This window comes from Corallococcus caeni (assembly GCF_036245865.1).
GTDB classification, from domain to species: Bacteria; Myxococcota; Myxococcia; order Myxococcales; family Myxococcaceae; genus Corallococcus; species Corallococcus caeni.
On sequence record NZ_BTTW01000004.1, the window covers coordinates 53,842 to 70,807 of the forward strand.

Consider the following 16,966-nt stretch of genomic DNA (forward strand, 5'->3'; position numbering starts at 1 on the left):
GGGCGCTGGCGCGCGGACTCCGGTCTGGACCTCAGACGCGAAAGTTCGCGGGACCGGAGCGACCTCCCGGCGCTCCGGACGTGTTCTTCGCGGCGCCTTCCGCGCCAAGTCCCGCCGACAGCCGCTCCACTCGGGCCAGCAGGTCGGGAATCGAACCGGCCGGGGACAGCTGGATGGCCTTGAGCAGCGCCATCTCCAGCGCCAGCCGGGGCTGCGCCGCTCGCGACACGTCCCAGATGCAGCCGTGCACGATGTCGAACAGCCGCGACAGCTGCGCGGTGTCCGCCTCCTTCGCGAGCGCCAGGAGCGCCTTCTGCTCGGACTCCGCCAGCTCCGCGGGCGCTTCACCCAGCGACTTCGTCACGAAGAGGTGCCGCAGCTGCAGCGCCAGCTCCTCCGCCAGCCGCTTCAGGTCCAGGCCCCGGTTGAACACCTCGTCCACCCGGCCCAGCACGCGCTTCGCGTCCTTGCGGACCAGCGCCTCCGCGAAGTCCTGCACCACCGTGCGGTCGATGGCGCCCATCGCCTCCGCGACCGCCTCGTCCGTGGGGTTGGGGCCGCACGACGCCAGGATCTGGTCCAGGAGGCTGAGCGCGTCGCGCATGCCGCCTTCGGACTGGCGCACCACCAGCGACAGCGACTGCTCGGAGATGCCCGCGCCCTCCGCCTGGCAGATCTCCTTCAGGCGCTGGAGCATCCGCGCCGCGGAGATGCGCCGGAAGTTGTGGCGCTGGCAGCGCGACAGGATGGTGTCCGGGAGCTTGTGCGCCTCCGTCGTCGCGAAGATGAACTTCACGTGACCGGGCGGCTCCTCCAGCGTCTTCAGGAGCGCGTTGAACGCCGCGCCGGAGAGCATGTGGACTTCGTCGATGATGTAGATCTTGTGGCGGTCGCGCTGCGGCAGGTACTTCGCGTTCTCGCGAATCTCGCGCACGTTCTCGACGCCGTTGTTGGACGCGCCGTCGATCTCCGCCACGTCCACGCTGGTGCCAGCCGTGATTTCAGTGCACGCCCGGCAGGTGCCGCACGGGGTCGCCGTGGGGCCCTGCTCGCAGTTGAGGGCCTTGGCGAGCAGGCGGGCGGCCGTCGTCTTGCCCACCCCTCGAGGGCCACAGAACAGGTACGCATGCGCGACCCGGTCCATCTTGATGGCATTCCCGATGGTCCGGACCACGTGCTCCTGGCCGGTCATGTCATCGAACTTCTGCGGGCGCCATTTGCGGGCGAGGACGAGGTAGCTCATGGGGACAGTCATCTAAACACGGCGGGCCGAATGATCCATGGAACGTCCATTCCGCCCGCCGTGAACCGCACTCCCTGTCAGCGTCCGAGCGCCTGTAGCACCACGTTGGCCGCGTTGTGCCCCGCCGCGCCGATGACGCTGCCCGCCGGGTGGCAGCCCGCGCTGCAGAAGTAGAGCCCCTGCACCGGCGTCTCATAGGGCAGCCGGTCGGTGAACCCCAGCTTGTTGTCCACATGATGGATGTGGCCGCGGGTGATGCCGAAGTGGGATTCAATCTTCGGCGGCGTGAGCGCGAAGTACTCCTGCACCAGGTCGCTGGTGCCGGGCGCGAAGCGGTCGCAGATGGACAGCAGGTGCTTCACGTACCGCGCCTCCTCCTTCTCCCAGGTGGTGCCCTCCAGCTTCTCCGGCACCCACTCCACGAAGAGGGCGGAGTTGTGGTGCCCTTCCGCGTCCTTCAGGGACGGGTCCACCGTGGTGTGCACGTACCACTCGATGGAGGGGAACTCCGCCAGCCGTCCCGCCTTCGCCTCCTTGTAGCCGTGCTCCAGCGCGCCCAGCACGTCGTCCCCCTGGGGCAGCAGGTGGATGGTGGGCCCGAACTGTCCCCGGTCTTCCGGCAGGCACGTGAAGGTGGGCAGGGACTTGAGGCACAGGTTCACCTTCAGCGTGGTGCCCGGCGCGGACAGCCCGTCCACCTTGCGGCGGTAGGCCTCCGGCAGCGCCTTCGTGTCCACCAGCTTCAGCGTGCGGAAGGGGTCCGCGTTGGAGACCACGACCTTCGCGGACAGCTCCTCGCCGCCCTCCAGCACCACGCCCTTCACCACGCCGTTGTCCACGCGCACCGACGCCACCTTCGCGTTCGTGCGCAGCTGGGCGCCGTGCTTGCGCGCAAGCTGCGCGATGCGCTGGGTGACGGTGCCCATGCCGCCTTCGACGATCATCCACGTGCCGCCGCTGCCCGGCAGCCGGCAGAGGTTGTGCACCAGCAGGTTCATGCCCGTGCCCGGCGTGTCGTAGCCGCCGTCCAGGCCGGAGAACGCGTCGGTGACGGCGTACATCGCCTTCACGAAGTCGGACTTGTAGCCGAAGCGCTCCAGGTACTCGCGCGCCGTGCCGCGACACAGCCGGATGAAGTGCTGGCGCAGGGCAGGGCGCACGTAGCGCTCCGCCGTCTCCTCCAGCGACAGGGGCGGCAGGAGCCACGCGGGTGCCAGGTCCTCGCGCAGCGCCCCCAGCTCCGCGTTCATCGCGACGTGGGCGTTCCAGTCCGCCTCGGAGAAGAACTCGCGGAACTGCCGCTCCAGCTCCCGCTCATCCGAGCCGAAGAGCAGATAGCGCTTGTCCAGCGTGGGCAGGAAGTAGTGCGGGTCGCGGCGCTTGAGGGGCAGCTCCAGCTGGAGCTCCTGGAGCAGCTCCGGCGGCATCAGCCCCAGGAGGTACGCGCCCGTGGAGACGCCCAGCTTCGGGGCGGTGCGGAACGGGTACTCCGTCTTGCACGCGCCGCCCACCTGGTCCTTCTCCTCCAGCACGGTGACCGACAGGCCCCGGCGCGCGAGCATCGCCGCCGCGACAAGTCCGTTGTGGCCCGCGCCCACCACGATGACGTCTGGCATGGTCTTCCTCCTTGGGGAAAAGGCCGTTCCTACCCGAGCCGCGGCCTCCCCGACAAACTCCGCGCGTCTTGCGCCGGACGCCGGGTCCAGAAAGAGTCGGCTTTCGCCACGTGAACGCCCCCATCCCCGACGCGCCCGAAGCCCCCGCCACCCCACAGGCCCCGGTGGAACTCCCGGCGTCCGCCGTCCGGATGGAGCTGCCCGGACGCCTCCGCGCGCTGGGGCTCCTCGCGGTGGCCCTGGTGCCGTGCGTCCTGGCGGTGCGCCAGCTGGGCCGCATCCACCCGGACGAGGTGTTCCAGGCGCTGGAGCCCGCGTACTGGCGCGTGCACGGCTACGGCGTGCTGGCCTGGGAGTGGCGCGAGGGCCTGCGCAACTGGGCCGTCCCCGGTGTGCTGGCCGCCTTCCTCAAGGTGGCGCACGGCTTCGGCGTCACCGACCCGCGCGTCTACCGGGGCGTGGTGGCGCTGCCCCAGTTCGCCCTCCACGCCTGGAGCCTGTGGGCCGTGCACCGCTTCGCCGAACGCCGCGCGGGGCCGTGGGGCGCGGCGCTCGCGGTGCTGCTCGTGGGGCTGAGCGCGCCGGTGCTCCTCTTCGCCGGCCGCACCCTGTCGGAGTCCTTCTCCGCGTCCTTCCTCCTGGTGGCCATGGAGGCCCTGGACCGCCCGGACACCGGGCCGGCTTCGCGGGTGCGCCGGGCCGGGCTCCTGGGCGGCGTGGCCCTGGGGCTCGCCGTGGTGACGCGCTACCCGTCCGCCCTCTTCGTGGTGGCCGCGCTCGGGTGGCTGGTGGCCGCCCGGCGGTGGCGCCTGCTCGCCTTCACCTGTGTGGGCGGGGCGGGGGTGGCGGCGGGCCTGGGCCTCCTCGACTGGGGCACCTGGGGCACGCCCTTCCACTCGTTCCTGGCCTACGTGGACTACAACGTCCTCTCCGGGAAGGCCGCCGCCGCGTTCGGCGCCTCGCCGCCGGGCTTCTACTGGGAGCCGCTGCTCCAGGCCGTGCCCCTCTGGGCCTGGGCCGCCGTGCCGCTGTCGCTGGTGCCCCTGCTCCGCTTTCGCGCGCTGTCCCTGCCGCTCACCTGCGCGGCCCTCTACACGGCCGTCCTCCTGACCACGCCGCACAAGGAGGAGCGCTTCCTGTACCCGGGGCTCGTGGTGGCGCTGCTCGCGGCCGCGTCCCAGCTGGCCGTGTCCATCGCCGCGCTTCCCCGGCCGGGCCTGCGGGGCGCGGGGGCGGTGCTCGCGCTGTCCCTGGGCTTCGTGCACGGGCAGGGCTTCCCGTCCAACGACCTCCGCGCGGACCAGTTCCGCGCCATCGTCCGGGCCACGCGGGGGGACGCGACGGGGCTGCTCATCGTCAACGAGGGGCTGTGGGGCTCCGGGGGCTATTTCTACATCGGCCGGAACATCCCCTGGCGCACCTGCGACTGGCCCCAGGACGCGGCCTTCCAGGCCTCCATCCGCGACCGCGCCTTCAACCGCGCCGTCACCTTCGAGGGCCGGGCCCTGGAAGAGCTCCAGGCCGCCGGCTTCCGCGTTGTCCGCCAGGTGGGGCGAGAGACCATCCTCGCCCGCGACTGAAGCCGAAGCGGCCGGGCAGGGGAGGGATGGCCCGCAAAGCCGAAGCGCCGGCATCCCCGGAGGGATGTCGGCGCTTGCGGTGAAACAGAACGGCCGGGACACACGCGGAAGTACGCTACCGTTGCTTCCTTCCGGACCTGGCGGGGTTCGCGCCCCCACGTTGTCCCGACCACAAAATCCGTGCTGCTACAGCGAAAATAACAACGGAGAGGGTGGGATTCGAACCCACGATACCCTTTCAGATATACACGCGTTCCAGGCGTGCGCCTTCAACCGCTCGGCCACCTCTCCAGAGACTTTGGAGCGGAGAGCGTAGGATTCGAACCTACGGTACCGTTGCCGGTACGCCTGATTTCGAGTCAGGTGCCTTCGACCACTCGGCCAGCTCTCCAGAATATTCAGTTTTCACGTCGCTTCGCGCGCAAGCGCTCGAAGAACGTCTTGAGAAGCTGGCGACTGTCTTCCGCCAGGATACCGCTCGTCACCTGGAGCCGGTGGTTGTGCCGGGGCTCTTCCACCAGGTTGTACAGCGAGCCGACCGCGCCCGCTTTCGGGTCCATCGTACCAAAGACGAGTCGGGTGACACGAGACTGTACCAGCGCACCGGCGCACATCGCGCACGGTTCCAGCGTCACGTAGAGGGTCACCCCGGAGAGTCGCCACGCATCACGCGCTCTGGCGGCGGCGGCCAGGGCAATCATCTCGGCGTGGGCGAAGGGGTTCCGGTCGCATTCGCGGCGGTTGTAGCCCGTGCCCACGACGTTTCCGTCCAGCACCGCCACCGCACCCACCGGTACTTCCCCGAGTGAAGCTGCTTCCCGCGCGAGCTCAAGAGCCTGCTGCATGAAAGCGATGTCGTCACTCATGATGTGCGCGCCTGAAAGAAGAAGTGGCGCTCCCTGGAGGATTCGAACCTCCGGCCTTCGGATTCGTAGTCCGACGCTCTATCCAGCTGAGCTAAGGGAGCATTTCTTCCGGCTGCTGCTTTACATCAAGTGGCGGAGAGAGAGGGATTCGAACCCTCGATACCCTTTCGAGTATGCAGGTTTAGCAAACCTGTGCCTTCAGCCTCTCGGCCATCTCTCCAACTCTTCTCTGTCAAAGAACCACGAAACTCAAGCTCAAAATCGGAGGCGGTAGGATTCGAACCTACGGAAGGCTTTCACCTTCTGCGGTTTTCAAGACCGCTGCCTTCAACCGCTCGGCCACGCCTCCACAGCAGGTGCCGCTCGGTTCCCGGCGGGCCAACCGCGCCCGTGGGGCCGCCCTTCTACATCATTTCTTCCCTGTGGCAAGAGGGTTGTTGGCCCCTTTTCACGTCAGGGGCCCTCGGCACCTGACTACAGGGGGCGAAGTTCCTTCAACCCGCCCATGTACGGCACCAACGCCTCCGGGATGGCGACGCTTCCGTCCTCCCGCTGGTAGTTCTCCAGGATGGCGATGCTCGTGCGCCCCACGGCCAGCCCGCTGCCGTTGAGGGTGTGCACCATCTGGGGCTTGTCCCCCTTCTGGGCGCGGAAGCGGATCTTCGCGCGGCGGGCCTGGAAGTCGCCGCAGTCCGAGCAGGACGAAATCTCCCGGTACGCGCCCTGGCCCGGCAGCCAGACCTCGATGTCGTACGTCTTGCGCGCGCCGAAGCCCATGTCGCCGGTGCACAGCAGCATCACGCGGTGGTGCAGCCCCAGCCGGCGGAGGATGTCGCACGCGTCGTCCGTCATGGCCTCCAGCTCCTCCAGGCTCTTCTCCGGAGGGGCGAACTTCACGAGCTCCACCTTGTGGAATTGGTGCTGGCGGATGAGGCCGCGCGTGTCGCGCCCCGCGGCGCCGGCCTCCGCGCGGAAGCACGGGCTGAAGGCGCAGTAGCGGATGGGCAGCTGCTCACCCTCCAGGATTTCGTCCGCGTGGTAGTTCGTCACGGGGACTTCCGCGGTGGGGATGAGGAAGCGCTCGGGTTCGCCGGACGTCTTGAAGGCGTCGTCCTCGAACTTGGGCAGCTGGCCGGTGCCCATCATCGTCTCGCGCAGCACGAGATAGGGCGGCAGCAGCTCCGTGTAGCCCTTGGACGTGTGCACGTCGATCATGAACGTGACGAGCGCGCGCTCCAGCCGGGCCAGGGCGCCCTTGTAGAATGTGAAGCGGCTGCCGGACACCTTCGCGGCGCGCTCGAAGTCGAGCATGCCCAGCGACTCGCCCAGCTCGAAGTGCTGCTTCGGCGTGAAGAGCAGGTTGGGCTTCTCACCCCAGGCCTTCACCTGGACGTTCTCGTCCGCGCTCGCGCCCACCGGGACGGATTCGTGGGGCACGTTGGGGATGAGCAGCAGGATGCGGTTGAGCTCCTCCTCCACTTCCTTGAGGCGGGCCTCCTTCTCCTTGATCTCCTGGGAGACGCCGCGCAGGTCGCCGCGCAGCTTCTCCATGGCGGCCGGGTCCTCCTTGGCCTTGCGCTTCATCTCCTCGTTGGCGGCGTTGCGGCGCGCGGCCAGCGCTTCCATGGAGACGTAGAGGTCGCGGCGCTCCAGGAAGAGCGCCTGGAAGGGGCCGAGGTCCAGGCTGCCGCCCCGCGTCTTCAGTCGGGCGACGACCGCATCGAAGTTCTGCGCAACGTTCCGGAGGTCCAGCATAGGGGCACGCCTTGTAGTCATCCCGGGCGTGGGCCGGCAAGGCTCACCACGCGCCGGGTGCTCAGGGCCGGACGCCCGGAGGGGTTGGGTCAGTGTTCGAGGTCGTAGATTTCGTCCTCGATGTCCTTCTTGTCCGCCGCGTCCGGCTTCTTCACCAGGTACTCCTTGAAGGCCGTGATGGCGTCCTTGCGCTTGTTGCGCTCCTTGTAGGCGAAGCCCAGGTAGTAGAAGGGCTGCGGGTTCTCCGGCTCGGCGGTGGTGGCCTTCTTGTACCAGTCGATGGCCTTCGCGTGCTGGGCCTGCTCCGTGTAGGCGCGCGCGACCTTGTAGTAGACGTACGTGAGCTTCGGATCCGCCTTGAGCGCCGCCTGGTAGCGGCGGACGGCGTCGTCCCAGCGCGCGGCGTTGAAGAGCACGTCACCCATGGCGCCCATCACCCGCGTGCGCTGCGGATCCGCCTTGAGGGCCGCCTCGAAGGAGGCGATGGCGCTGTCGAAGTCGGCGCGCTCCAGGTAGGCGTGGCCCAGGGCCTCGTGCGCGTCCGCGTAGTTGGGGTCCAGCGTCACGGCGGCCTGCCACTGCTCGATGGCGTCCGGCAGCCGCTTCGCGTCGCGCAGGATGACGCCGTAGGCGTACTTGTAGTCCGCGCGCTTGGGGGCGCGGTCCACGGCGGTCTTCATGCTGTCGAGCGCCTGGGTGTACTCCGAGCGCTTCGCGCGCACGAGGCCCAGGTAGTAGAGCGCCTCGTGGTTGGACGGCTCGTTGCGCAGCGCGAGGCCCAGGTTGCTCTCCGCGCCGGCCAGGTCGCCCTTCTCCAGGAGCACCGCGCCCAGGGTGATGGGCGTGGTGGTGGAGCGGGGGTCCTCCGCCTTGGCCTTCTCCAGCTCCGTCACGGCCTCGTCCAGCCGGTGCAACCGCCACAGCACGAGCCCGCGCTGCAGCCGGCCGTCCTTCAGCAGGTGCGGATCCAGCTCCAGGGCGCGGTTGGCCTCCGTCTCCGCGCGGGCCGTGTCGCCATTGAGCAGCGACACGCGCGACAGGCCCAGGTGGGCGTCCGCCAGGTTGGGATCCAGCTGCACGGCGCGGTCGAACTCCTGCTGCGCGAGCAGGCTGTTGTTCTCCGCGAGCGCCAGCTCACCCAGGCCCGCGTGCACGCCCGCGTGCTCCGGCGCCTGCTGCGCGGCGGCCTCCAGGAGCCCGCGCGCGTCCGCGTTGCGGTGCTGCCGCAGGTACAGGCGGCCCAGGTACAGGCCCGCGTCCACCAGCTTCGGGTCGGCGGCGGTGGCGCGCTTGAAATGGCCCTCCGCCTCCACGGGCTTGTCGAGCGCGTCCTCGATGCGGCCGTAGAGGTACGCGATGCGCGCCTCGTTGGGGAAGCTCTTGCTGGCGGCCTCCACGGCGGTGAGCGCGTCCTGCATCTTGCCCGTCATCACCAGCGCGGTGATGTGGCCGTCCACGAACTCCAGGCTGCCGCTGTCCTCCGTCGCGAGCGAGGCGAAGAGCGGCAGGGCGCCGTCGTAGGCGCGCTGCGAGCGCAGCACCTGGGCGAGCTGGGCCTTGATGAAGGCGGAGTCCGGGTTGTCCTTGTAGGCCGCCTGCAGCTCGGCTTCCGCTTCCTTGGGCTTGAACTGCTGGAAGAGGGCCACGCCCTTGAGGCCGCGGGCGCGGGCGCGCTCGGCGGGCCCCAGCGCGTCCTGGAGCTTCAGGGCGCTCTCCACGGCCTGGGCGCCCTGCTCGATGTTCGACTTGCGCACGAGCAGCTCCACCGCGGCCAGCTCCACCGCGGAGGCGGCGTGCTGCGGATCCGCGGCGAGCGCGTCCGCGTAGGCCTTGGCGGCCTCGTCGGCCTTGCCCTGCGCCTGGTACAGGTTGCCCAGCGCGTGGTGGGCCTTGGCGGACTTGGGGTCCTTCTCCAGCACCTTCGTCAGCGTGGCGACGGCGTTGGGGATGTCCTTCTGCTGCGCGTAGGCCTCCGCCAGGAGGAACGCGAGCTCCAGGTCGCCCTGGTTGTCCTCGCGGGTGGAGGCGTCCTGCAGGCGGGCCTGCGCCTCCGCGCCCTTGCGCTGGGTGAGCGCGATGGCGGCGGCGGTCTTGATGACCTCCACGTTCTTCTCACCCAGCAGCTCGATGGCCTCCATGTGCGTGGTGCACGCGGTGAGGTCGGAGCGGTCTCCGTCCGCGTAGCGGCGCTGCAGGTAGGCCACGGACTGGCACCAGAGGGCGCGGACCTCCGGGTACTCCTTGGAGGCCAGCACCTGGGCGCTCTTCTTTCGCGCGTCCTTGTAGCTGGCGTAGGTGTCCGACAGCAGGTCCTTGCGCGCCTCCTCGACGAGCTTCGCCTCGGAGGAGCCGGCGGACACGCGGGCCGGGAAGAACTTGTGGCGGCCGAAGGCGCCGTAGCGGCCGGCCTCGAAGCTGGCGCCGGTGCCCAGCACGAGCACCGACACGCCCGCGGCGATGAAGACGGGCAGGCGCTTCTTCCACTTGGCCTCGGCGGCGCTGCGGTCCACGACGGACACCGCGGCCATGCGGCCTTCGTAGAGCTGGCGCAGCCGCTCCATGCTGGCCTGGGGGTTGGCCGGATCCGCGGCGCCCGCCGTCTCCGGCGCCGGCGCGCCCGGCGCGGCCGCGAGGGGCACGGCCTTGGACGGGCCCTCCATCAGCCGCTGGATGGCGGCGGCGAAGACGGGCACCGTGCCGATGGCGGACCACGCCTCCGAGTCTGGCGAGACGTCCTCGTTGCCCAGGAGCTGGCCGTCCTCGAGCATCTTGACGATGACGCCCTCTTCGAACGGGCCGAACATCTTCCCGGAGCGGCGGCGCACGTGGAAGCGCTTCACCGGCGCGCGGCTGCCGGCCTCCTTGCCGGCGCTGTCGTCGATGAAGCTGAGCATCTCCAGGCCGTCCGTGGGGCCCGCGGCGGGCGGGGGCGGCAGCGGCGCGGAGAGGTCCGCTTCCAGGTCATCCACGGGCGCGGCGGTGGGGTCGAACTCCAGCGCGTCCGGCAGGCCCGTGGCGGCCGAGGCCGGGACGGGCGAGGGGTCGCCGAAGTCCACGTCGCCGAAGTCCGTCGCGGGGTTGACGCGGGCCTGGGGCACGGCCGGAGCCGGGTCGCCGAAGTCCAACTGGAAGTCCGGAGCGGGCGGCGCGGCCGGAGGGGGCGACGTGAAGTCCACGGCGAACGGATCATCCGTGGGCACGGGGGCCTGGCCGTACGCGGGGGCCTGGCCGTACGCGGGGGCGGGCGGCTCCGCGAAGTCGAAGGACACGGGCGAGGGCGCGGCGGGGGACGGCAGGTCCGAGAAGTCCATCGCCTGGGGCGAGGCGGGCGAGGGCAGGTCGGAGTAGTCCAGGCCGGGCGCGGGCGGCAGGGCGAAGGGGTCCTCGCTCGCGGAGGGCAGCCCGCCCAGGTCGTAGGACGGCGCGGAGGGCGGCGGGGGCAGGGCGAACGGGTCCGCGACGGGGGCCGGGGCCGCGTAGGCGGAGGGCGGCGGGAGGCCGAACGGATCCGCCTCGGGTTCGGCGGAGGGCGGGGCCAGGGCGAACGGATCCTCCGGCGGGGGCTCGCCGTAGCCGTAGGTCTGCGGATGGGCGCGCGACGCCGCCGGGCCGTGGGCGTTGGCCGGGTCGTTGATGTCGAAGGTGAAGGCGTCCTCGGGCGCGGCCTGCGCGGGGGCGGGCAGGTTGCCGTCGTCCGCGAAGTCGAAGTCGGGCGTGCCGAAGTCGGCCTCGGGGGCGGGCGGGGCGGCGGCGATGGGGTCTTCGGAGAAGTCGAAGTCGCGCGCGGTGCTGGCGGGCTCGTTCGAGCCGTAGGCGACGGGCGCGGCGGGCTCGCGGTAGGCGTCGGTGGGGACGGGGATGGCGACGACGCGGGTCACGTCCTCGCGCGGCTCGGAGAAGTCGCTGGTGTCGAGCGAGGAGAACTCGCCGCTGCCCACCTCCGAGAAGTCGTCCTCCGCGGCCATGGGCGCGGGGGCCGGCGGCGCGGCGTCCATGTCGAAGCTGAACGAGTCGTCCGGGAGGGCCATCGGCGCGCCAGGGCCCGAGTCGAGCGAGATGGCGCGGGGCGCGGCCACGCCCGGCGAGGCGAACGCGGCGGACGGGATTTCGTCGTCGAAGGAGAACGGATCCTCGGGGACGGGCGGCGCGGCGTTGCCCGGCAGCGGGATGGCGGCGGCGCGCGGAGCGGCCGTGCCCGGCAGCGGGATGGCGGTGGACTGGGGCGCGGCGCTCCCGGGCAGCGGGATGGCCGCGGCGCGAGGGGCGGCCGCACCGGGCAGCGGAATCGCGGAGCCCGCGCTCATCGGAATGGCGGCGGCGGCGGGAGCGGCGGTACCCGGCAGCGGGATGGCGGCGGACTGAGGCGCGGCGCTCCCGGGCAGCGGAATCGCGGCGGAGGCGGGAGAGGCGGTACCCGGCAGCGGGATGGCGGCGGCGCGCGGAGCGGCCGTGCCCGGAAGCGGGATGGCCTGACCGGCACCCATCGGAATGGCGGCGGGCGCGGCGCTGCCCGGCAGCGGGATGGCGGCGGACTGGGGCGCGGCGGTGCCAGGCAGCGGAATCGCGGCGGACTGCGGAGCCGTATTGCCGGGAGGCGAAGCAGCGGCGCGAGGCGCGGCGGTGCCGGGGAGCGGAATGGCGGCGGACTGGGGCGCGGCGCTTCCGGGCAGCGGGATGGCGGCCGGCTGCGGCGCGGCATGGCCCGGCAGTGGAATCGCGGCGGACGGGGGCGCGGCGTTACCGGGCAGCGGGATGGCGGCCTGCGGCGCGGCGGCGCGGGGCGCGGCACTCCCAGGCAGCGGAATCGCGGCGGACTGGGGCGCGGCGCTCCCGGGCAACGGGATGGCGGCGGACTGGGGCGCGGCGGTGCCGGGGAGCGGAATCGCGGCGGGCTGCGGCGCGGCGGTGCCGGGGAGCGGAATCGCGGCGGACTGAGGCGCGGCGGTGCCGGGCAGCGGAATCGCGGCGGGCTGCGGCGCGGCCTCGGGGGCTTCAGCGCCCGCGCCTTCGGCCTTGATGGGGAACGTGGTCTGGCACCGGGCGCACTTCAGCTTCGCGCCGCCGGGCGGGATCCGCCTGTCATCGATGTTGTAATTCGTCTGGCACGACGGGCAGGAGACTTTCATTGTTTTCCTTCGACGAGACCGGCTGGCGCGCGCACGCGCAATGACGGGGGCGGTGCGGTGGTCCGCGCGGCGCGTGCAGGCTAGCAGAGCCGTTTCAAGCCCGGAAAGAACGAGACCCCAAGGCGCACCGCCGTCACCCAGGCGGGCAGGAGGGCGGGCGCCCGCCAACACCAACAGTGTGCGTCCCTTTTCCAGGGGACCGCCCGTGATGGTAGACCCGGCGGGTCATGGATCCCATCGTCATCCTCGGAGCGGGCCTGGCGGGCCTGTCCACCGCGCACTTCCTCAAGCGCCCCTGGCGCCTCATCGAGAAGTCCGACCGGGTCGGAGGCCTCATCAAGACCGAGGTCATCGACGGGTGTTACTTCGACCCCACCGGCCACTGGCTCCACCTGCGCGACCCGGAGATCCAGGAGCTGGTCAATACGCTCTGGCTCCCGGACCAGCTGGTGCGCATCCAGCGCCGCGCCGCCGTGTTCTCGCGCGACACCTTCACCCGCTTCCCCTACCAGGTGAACACCCACGGGCTGCCGCCGGAGGTCGTCGCGGAGAACCTGGTCGGCTACGTGGAGGCCATCTACGGGGAGAAGGGCCGCGCCCTGCGCGAGCGCGACCCCGTGAACTTCGAGGAGTTCATCCTCCGCTACATGGGCGAGGGCTTCGCGAAGAACTTCATGCTGCCCTACAACCAGAAGCTCTGGACCGTGCACCCGCGCGAGATGTCCGCCGCGTGGGTCGGCCGGTTCGTGCCGCGCCCCACCCTCAAGGAGGTCGTGGACGGGGCGCTCGGCGCGGGCAGTGATCAGCTGGGCTACAACGCGTCGTTCCTCTACCCGCGCGAGGGAGGCATCGAGAGCCTGGCGCGCGCGATGAAGCAGCACCTGACGGGCGGCGAGCTGAGCGTGCGCACCGAGCCCGTCTCCATCGACTGGAAGGCGAAGCAGGTCGCGCTGTCGGACGGCCGCACCGTGCCGTACTCGGGGCTGGTGTCCTCCATCGCGCTGCCCCTGCTGGTGGACCTCATCGGGAAGGGCGCCTCCGGCGTGCCGGACGAGGTGCGGGCCGCGGCGAAGCGCCTGCGCGCCTTCATCGTCACGTACGTGTGCGTGGGGGCCCGGGGCGCGAACCGCCAGCCGTGGCACTGGATCTACCTGCCGGAGCCGGAGTTCCACTCGTACCGCATCGGGGCGCCGTCGGCGGTGTACGCGCCCCTGGCCCCTGCCGACACGGCCAGCTTCTCCGTGGAGTTCAGCCACCACGGCGAGCTGTCCGTGGCGGACGCGGAGAAGTACGCGGTGGAGGACCTGGTGCGCTCGCGGATGATCCATTCAGCGGACGACATCCTCTTCGCCCGGGGGCGCGAGATTCCCAACGCGTACGTCCTCTACGACGACGCCTACGGCCCCGCGATGGCGGAGGTGAACCGTTTCCTGGAGCACGCGGGCATCCTCACGGCGGGGCGCTACGGGAAGTGGGAGTACTCCTCCATGGAGGACGCCATCCTGGGCGGGCGGGCCTGCGCCCGGACGCTGAACGGCTGACGCAGGGAGTCGTCTCCTGTCGACGGTGGTCCGGGGCCGTGCTAGGCCCCGAGGCCTTCCCTTCGCATCTCCGGACCCATGGCCCTGCACCTCTCCGTCGTCATCCCCGTCTACAACGAGGAGTCCATCATCGCCCAGGCAGCCGAAGAGCTGCGCCAGGGGCTGGATGCTCGCGGGCTCGACTACGAAATCATCTTCGCGGAGAACGGCTCGCGCGACGCGACGCCCCGGCTCCTGGAAGAGCTCTGCTCCAAGAACCCGCGCCTGCGCTGGTTCCACTCGGAGACGCCCAACTACGGCGTGGCGCTCAAGGCCGGCATCCTCAAGGCCCGGGGCACCTACGTGGTCTGCGATGAAATCGACCTGTGCGACCTGACCTTCTATGACGCGGCGCTGCCCCGGCTGGAGCGCGGCGAGGCGGACATGGTCGTGGGCTCCAAGGCGGCCAAGGGCGCGAGCGACCAGCGTCCCCTCATCCGCCGCGCGGCCACGCGGGTGCACAACAAGCTCCTGCGCGTGGCGCTGGGCTTCCAGGGCACGGACACGCACGGCCTGAAGGCGTTCCGCCGGGAAGCGCTCCTGCCCGTCATCCAGAAGTGCGTGGTGGACATGGACGTGTTCGCCAGCGAGTTCGTCATCCGCGCGTGGCGTGAGGGGCTCAATGTCATGGAGATCCCCATCCAGCTCCATGAGAAGCGCCAGCCGTCCATCCACCTGTTCAAGCGCGTGCCCAACGTGCTCAAGAACGTGGGCAAGCTGTTCTACGTCATCCGCGTCCGCGGGACCTGAGCGGAGGTTGGCCCCATGACGGCAGCGCGACTGGCGTCCATCTCCGTCGACCTGGATTCGCTGCCGCACTACTGCCGGATCCACGGGCTGCCGGAGTCGCTGCTGGACGAGCGCGCGCGGACGCTGATCCACCGCGTGGCGGTGCCGCGCTTCCTGGAGCTGTTCGCGGCGGTGGGCGTGCCCGGGACGTTCTTCGTCATCGGCGAGGACCTGGAGGCGGACCCCGGCGCGGCGGACGGCATGCGGCGCGCCCACGCGGCGGGCGTGGAGGTGGCCAGCCACAGCCACGCTCATGACTACGCGCTCACCCGGCGGGGACCGGACGCCATCGCGCAGGACCTGGCGCGCGCGGACGCGGCCATCCTGGACGCCGTGGGCGTGCGGCCCTCCGGCTTCCGGGCCCCGGGCTACACGCTGAACGCGGACCTGTACGCGGCCACCGTGGCACAGGGGTACCGGTATGGTTCCTCCGCGTTTCCGGCGGCGCCGTACTACGCGGCGAAGGCGGCGGTGATGGGGGCGCTCGCGGCGCTGGGGCGGCCATCGCGCTCCGTGCTGGACACCCCGCGCGTGCTGCTGGCGCCGCGCGTGCCGTACCGGCCGGACCCCGCGCAGCCGTACCGTCGCGGTTCCGGCCCGGTGCTGGAGCTGCCCATGACGGTGACGCCGGTGGTGCGCTTCCCGTTCATCGGCACGTTCGCGACGACGCTGCCTCGCGGCACGATGCGCGCCGCGTACCGCACGTGCCGGGCGGATGCCTTCTTCAACTTCGAACTGCACGGTGTCGACGTGCTGGACGCCACGGACGGCATCCCGCCGGAGCTGGTGCGCCAGCAGCGCGACCTGCGCGTGAGCGCCGCGAAGAAGGTGGAGCGGCTGCGCGACATCTTCCAGTGGCTCAAGGACGACTTCGACGTCGTCACCCTGCGCGACGCGGCGGGGCGGCTGGCCGCGTCGCTCTGATCAGCGCGCGGCCTTCAGCGCCTTCCAGTCCGCCTCCGCTTGATCCGCGTAGGCCTGCGCGAAGGCGACCAGCCGCTTCGTGGCCTCCTTCGTGTCGCCGCCCACCCAGTCCTCCAGGCGCGCGGCCTGCGCCTGCGTGTGGCCGTGGGCCCGGGCCAGCACGACGCCCGCCTGCTCGAAGGTGGAGCGCAGGGCCTTCTTCTTCCCGAGCACGGCGTCGTCCAGCTTGTCCTTCTCCGGCTCCACCTCGCGCACGAGGAAGGCCCGGCCGCCCATGTTCACCGCGCCCGTGAGCGGGTTCACCGCGCCGCCCAGCTCCTGCTGCGCCTTCACCACGTCCGCGCCGTTCGCGGGCACCGGCGGCGACGTGACGCCGGAGGCGAGCAGCTCCTTCAGCTCCAGCAGCACGGGCGGCGCCTTCGGATCCGCCGCGCCCACGAGCACGTAGTCGCGCTCCAGGCCGTAGCTGCTGCCCCCCGCGTCCAGCCGCGCGGCCAGGTCCAGCACCTTCAGGGGCACGGCCACGCCCTCCGTGCCGTCCAGCGTCTTCTCGTACGACGCCAGCGCCGTGCGCACCGCCGACTTGCGCTCCGCGTCCAGCGGCTTGAGCGTGTCCGACTTGAGGAAGTGGGGCCCCTTCGCGCCGTCGAGCTTCACGTACCTGGACAGCAGGTCCTTCGTGGACGTGTCGCGCGCCTTTCCGATGAGGTCCTTCACCGCGCCGGAGGACTCCTTCTTGTCCAGGAAGGCCCCGGGGTTCGCGTCACCGCCCGCCAGCAGCTCCAGCGTCTCGAAGTAGTTCTTCGCGAGCGCCTCCACCGCCCGGGTCTGCTCGCTGGAGGACAGCCCTGCCTCGCGCGCGGTGAGGACGGCGCTGGTGGCCAGGCGCGTGAGGTCCGCCTCCGGCGACGCCGTGCCCGTCTGGTCGAAGTCGTTGAGCCCCCACACCGCCTTGCCCTCCGGGCCCCGGAACGTGCCCAGGTTGCCCACGTGCGCGTCGCCCACCACCCGGATGTCCGGCGCGGGCCGGTCCGTCAGCCGTGCTTCCCGGGCGTACGGGCCCCGCAGGTCCGCCTGGAACAGGGCGGGCATGGCGCGGAACAGGGCGGACGGGCTCTCGCGCATCTGCGCCAGCTTCTCCTTCAGGCGCGCGGGCGGCAGCTCCAGGCGCGCGTTGAAGTCCCGCACGAAGGCCACCGCCCCGGCGGGCTCGCGCTCCAGGCCGGGCGCCCGGGCCCGCTGGGGCACCGCCGTGTTCACCGCCAGGGTGTTGCCCGTCCGTGACGGGGTGGCCTGGGGCTGGAAGTCGCTGACGTTGGACGGCAGCCGGCCCGCGGACACCCCGGAGGCGAGCGTCAGCACCGTGGCGGCGACGGTGGAGCCGGGGGCGGACGTCCGGGAGGGGGGCGAGGGCTTGGGCGGGATGCGCATGGGGGACCTTCCGGCGGATTATCGTCAGAAGGGGGGCGCGGGTTGTCCAGCGCACT

General features: G+C 71.3%; 10 protein-coding genes, 5 tRNA genes and 1 other RNA gene. 4 read left to right on the plus strand and 12 right to left on the minus strand.

Going from position 1 to position 16,966, the window contains the following annotated elements:
- Window positions 1-31 precede the first annotated feature (31 nt).
- On the minus strand, window positions 32-1,243 hold the full coding sequence (gene dnaX, locus AABA78_RS18475; RefSeq protein ID WP_120527894.1) for a DNA polymerase III subunit gamma/tau: 1,212 nt from the start codon (window positions 1,241-1,243) through the stop codon (window positions 32-34).
- A 77-nt stretch (window positions 1,244-1,320) separates the two neighbouring features.
- Window positions 1,321-2,859 (minus strand): phytoene desaturase family protein, encoded by a 1,539-nt coding sequence (locus AABA78_RS18480; protein ID WP_338264344.1) that lies wholly within the window; start codon window positions 2,857-2,859, stop codon window positions 1,321-1,323.
- A gap of 110 nt (window positions 2,860-2,969) precedes the next feature.
- Here AABA78_RS18480 and AABA78_RS18485 point away from each other — a divergent pair, with 110 nt between their 5' ends.
- Window positions 2,970-4,439, plus strand: coding sequence for a glycosyltransferase family 39 protein (locus AABA78_RS18485; RefSeq protein ID WP_338264345.1), 1,470 nt, complete (start codon window positions 2,970-2,972; stop codon window positions 4,437-4,439).
- 83 nt (window positions 4,440-4,522) lie between these two features.
- On the opposite strand, the gene ffs is transcribed toward AABA78_RS18485, so the two are convergent.
- From ffs to AABA78_RS18530, 9 genes are all read right to left on the minus strand, one after another.
- Window positions 4,523-4,615: signal recognition particle sRNA small type (gene ffs / locus AABA78_RS18490), an RNA gene on the minus strand.
- Window positions 4,616-4,643: 28 nt separating this feature from the next.
- Window positions 4,644-4,730: transfer RNA gene (locus AABA78_RS18495), tRNA-Ser, on the minus strand.
- A gap of 13 nt (window positions 4,731-4,743) precedes the next feature.
- Window positions 4,744-4,830: transfer RNA gene (locus AABA78_RS18500), tRNA-Ser, on the minus strand.
- Window positions 4,831-4,837: 7 nt separating this feature from the next.
- Window positions 4,838-5,305: a tRNA adenosine(34) deaminase TadA gene (gene tadA / locus AABA78_RS18505; protein ID WP_338264346.1), complete on the minus strand. Its 468-nt coding sequence runs from the start codon at window positions 5,303-5,305 to the stop codon at window positions 4,838-4,840.
- A gap of 24 nt (window positions 5,306-5,329) precedes the next feature.
- Window positions 5,330-5,406, minus strand: a tRNA-Arg gene (locus AABA78_RS18510).
- A gap of 29 nt (window positions 5,407-5,435) precedes the next feature.
- A tRNA-Ser gene (locus AABA78_RS18515) sits at window positions 5,436-5,525 on the minus strand.
- 42 nt (window positions 5,526-5,567) lie between these two features.
- Window positions 5,568-5,654 (minus strand) — tRNA-Ser (locus AABA78_RS18520).
- Window positions 5,655-5,779: 125 nt separating this feature from the next.
- Window positions 5,780-7,060 (minus strand): serine--tRNA ligase, encoded by a 1,281-nt coding sequence (gene serS / locus AABA78_RS18525; RefSeq protein WP_338264347.1) that lies wholly within the window; start codon window positions 7,058-7,060, stop codon window positions 5,780-5,782.
- Between the two features lie 89 nt (window positions 7,061-7,149).
- Window positions 7,150-12,186 carry a tetratricopeptide repeat protein gene (locus tag AABA78_RS18530; protein WP_338264348.1) on the minus strand — a complete coding sequence of 1,679 codons (5,037 nt, stop codon included), beginning with the start codon at window positions 12,184-12,186 and terminating at the stop codon, window positions 7,150-7,152.
- Window positions 12,187-12,413: 227 nt separating this feature from the next.
- Between AABA78_RS18530 and AABA78_RS18535 the strand changes: the two genes are divergently transcribed.
- The 3 genes from AABA78_RS18535 to AABA78_RS18545 all read left to right on the plus strand — a co-directional run bounded on the left by AABA78_RS18535 (window position 12,414) and on the right by AABA78_RS18545 (window position 15,479).
- On the plus strand, window positions 12,414-13,727 hold the full coding sequence (locus AABA78_RS18535; RefSeq protein WP_338264349.1) for a protoporphyrinogen/coproporphyrinogen oxidase: 1,314 nt from the start codon (window positions 12,414-12,416) through the stop codon (window positions 13,725-13,727).
- 78 nt (window positions 13,728-13,805) lie between these two features.
- On the plus strand, window positions 13,806-14,516 hold the full coding sequence (locus AABA78_RS18540) for a glycosyltransferase family 2 protein (protein WP_338264350.1): 711 nt from the start codon (window positions 13,806-13,808) through the stop codon (window positions 14,514-14,516).
- Window positions 14,517-14,531: 15 nt separating this feature from the next.
- A complete protein-coding gene (locus tag AABA78_RS18545; protein ID WP_338264351.1) occupies window positions 14,532-15,479 on the plus strand; it encodes a polysaccharide deacetylase family protein in 948 nt (315 codons plus the stop codon).
- On the opposite strand, the gene AABA78_RS18550 is transcribed toward AABA78_RS18545, so the two are convergent.
- Window positions 15,480-16,910: a DUF2252 family protein gene (locus AABA78_RS18550; protein WP_338264352.1), complete on the minus strand. Its 1,431-nt coding sequence runs from the start codon at window positions 16,908-16,910 to the stop codon at window positions 15,480-15,482.
- Window positions 16,911-16,966 lie beyond the last annotated feature (56 nt).

What these genes read in the sequence shown, in the direction of transcription:
- dnaX (WP_120527894.1), bottom strand. Translation starts at nt 1,243, where the DNA reads ATGAGCTACCTCGTCCTCGCCCGCAAATGGCGCCCGCAGAAGTTCGAT.
- AABA78_RS18540 (WP_338264350.1), top strand. Translation starts at nt 13,806, where the DNA reads ATGGCCCTGCACCTCTCCGTCGTCATCCCCGTCTACAACGAGGAGTCC.
- serS (WP_338264347.1), bottom strand. Translation starts at nt 7,060, where the DNA reads ATGCTGGACCTCCGGAACGTTGCGCAGAACTTCGATGCGGTCGTCGCC.
- AABA78_RS18480 (WP_338264344.1), bottom strand. Translation starts at nt 2,859, where the DNA reads ATGCCAGACGTCATCGTGGTGGGCGCGGGCCACAACGGACTTGTCGCG.
- tadA (WP_338264346.1), bottom strand. Translation starts at nt 5,305, where the DNA reads ATGAGTGACGACATCGCTTTCATGCAGCAGGCTCTTGAGCTCGCGCGG.
- AABA78_RS18535 (WP_338264349.1), top strand. Translation starts at nt 12,414, where the DNA reads ATGGATCCCATCGTCATCCTCGGAGCGGGCCTGGCGGGCCTGTCCACC.
- AABA78_RS18550 (WP_338264352.1), bottom strand. Translation starts at nt 16,910, where the DNA reads ATGCGCATCCCGCCCAAGCCCTCGCCCCCCTCCCGGACGTCCGCCCCC.
- AABA78_RS18545 (WP_338264351.1), top strand. Translation starts at nt 14,532, where the DNA reads ATGACGGCAGCGCGACTGGCGTCCATCTCCGTCGACCTGGATTCGCTG.
- AABA78_RS18530 (WP_338264348.1), bottom strand. Translation starts at nt 12,186, where the DNA reads ATGAAAGTCTCCTGCCCGTCGTGCCAGACGAATTACAACATCGATGAC.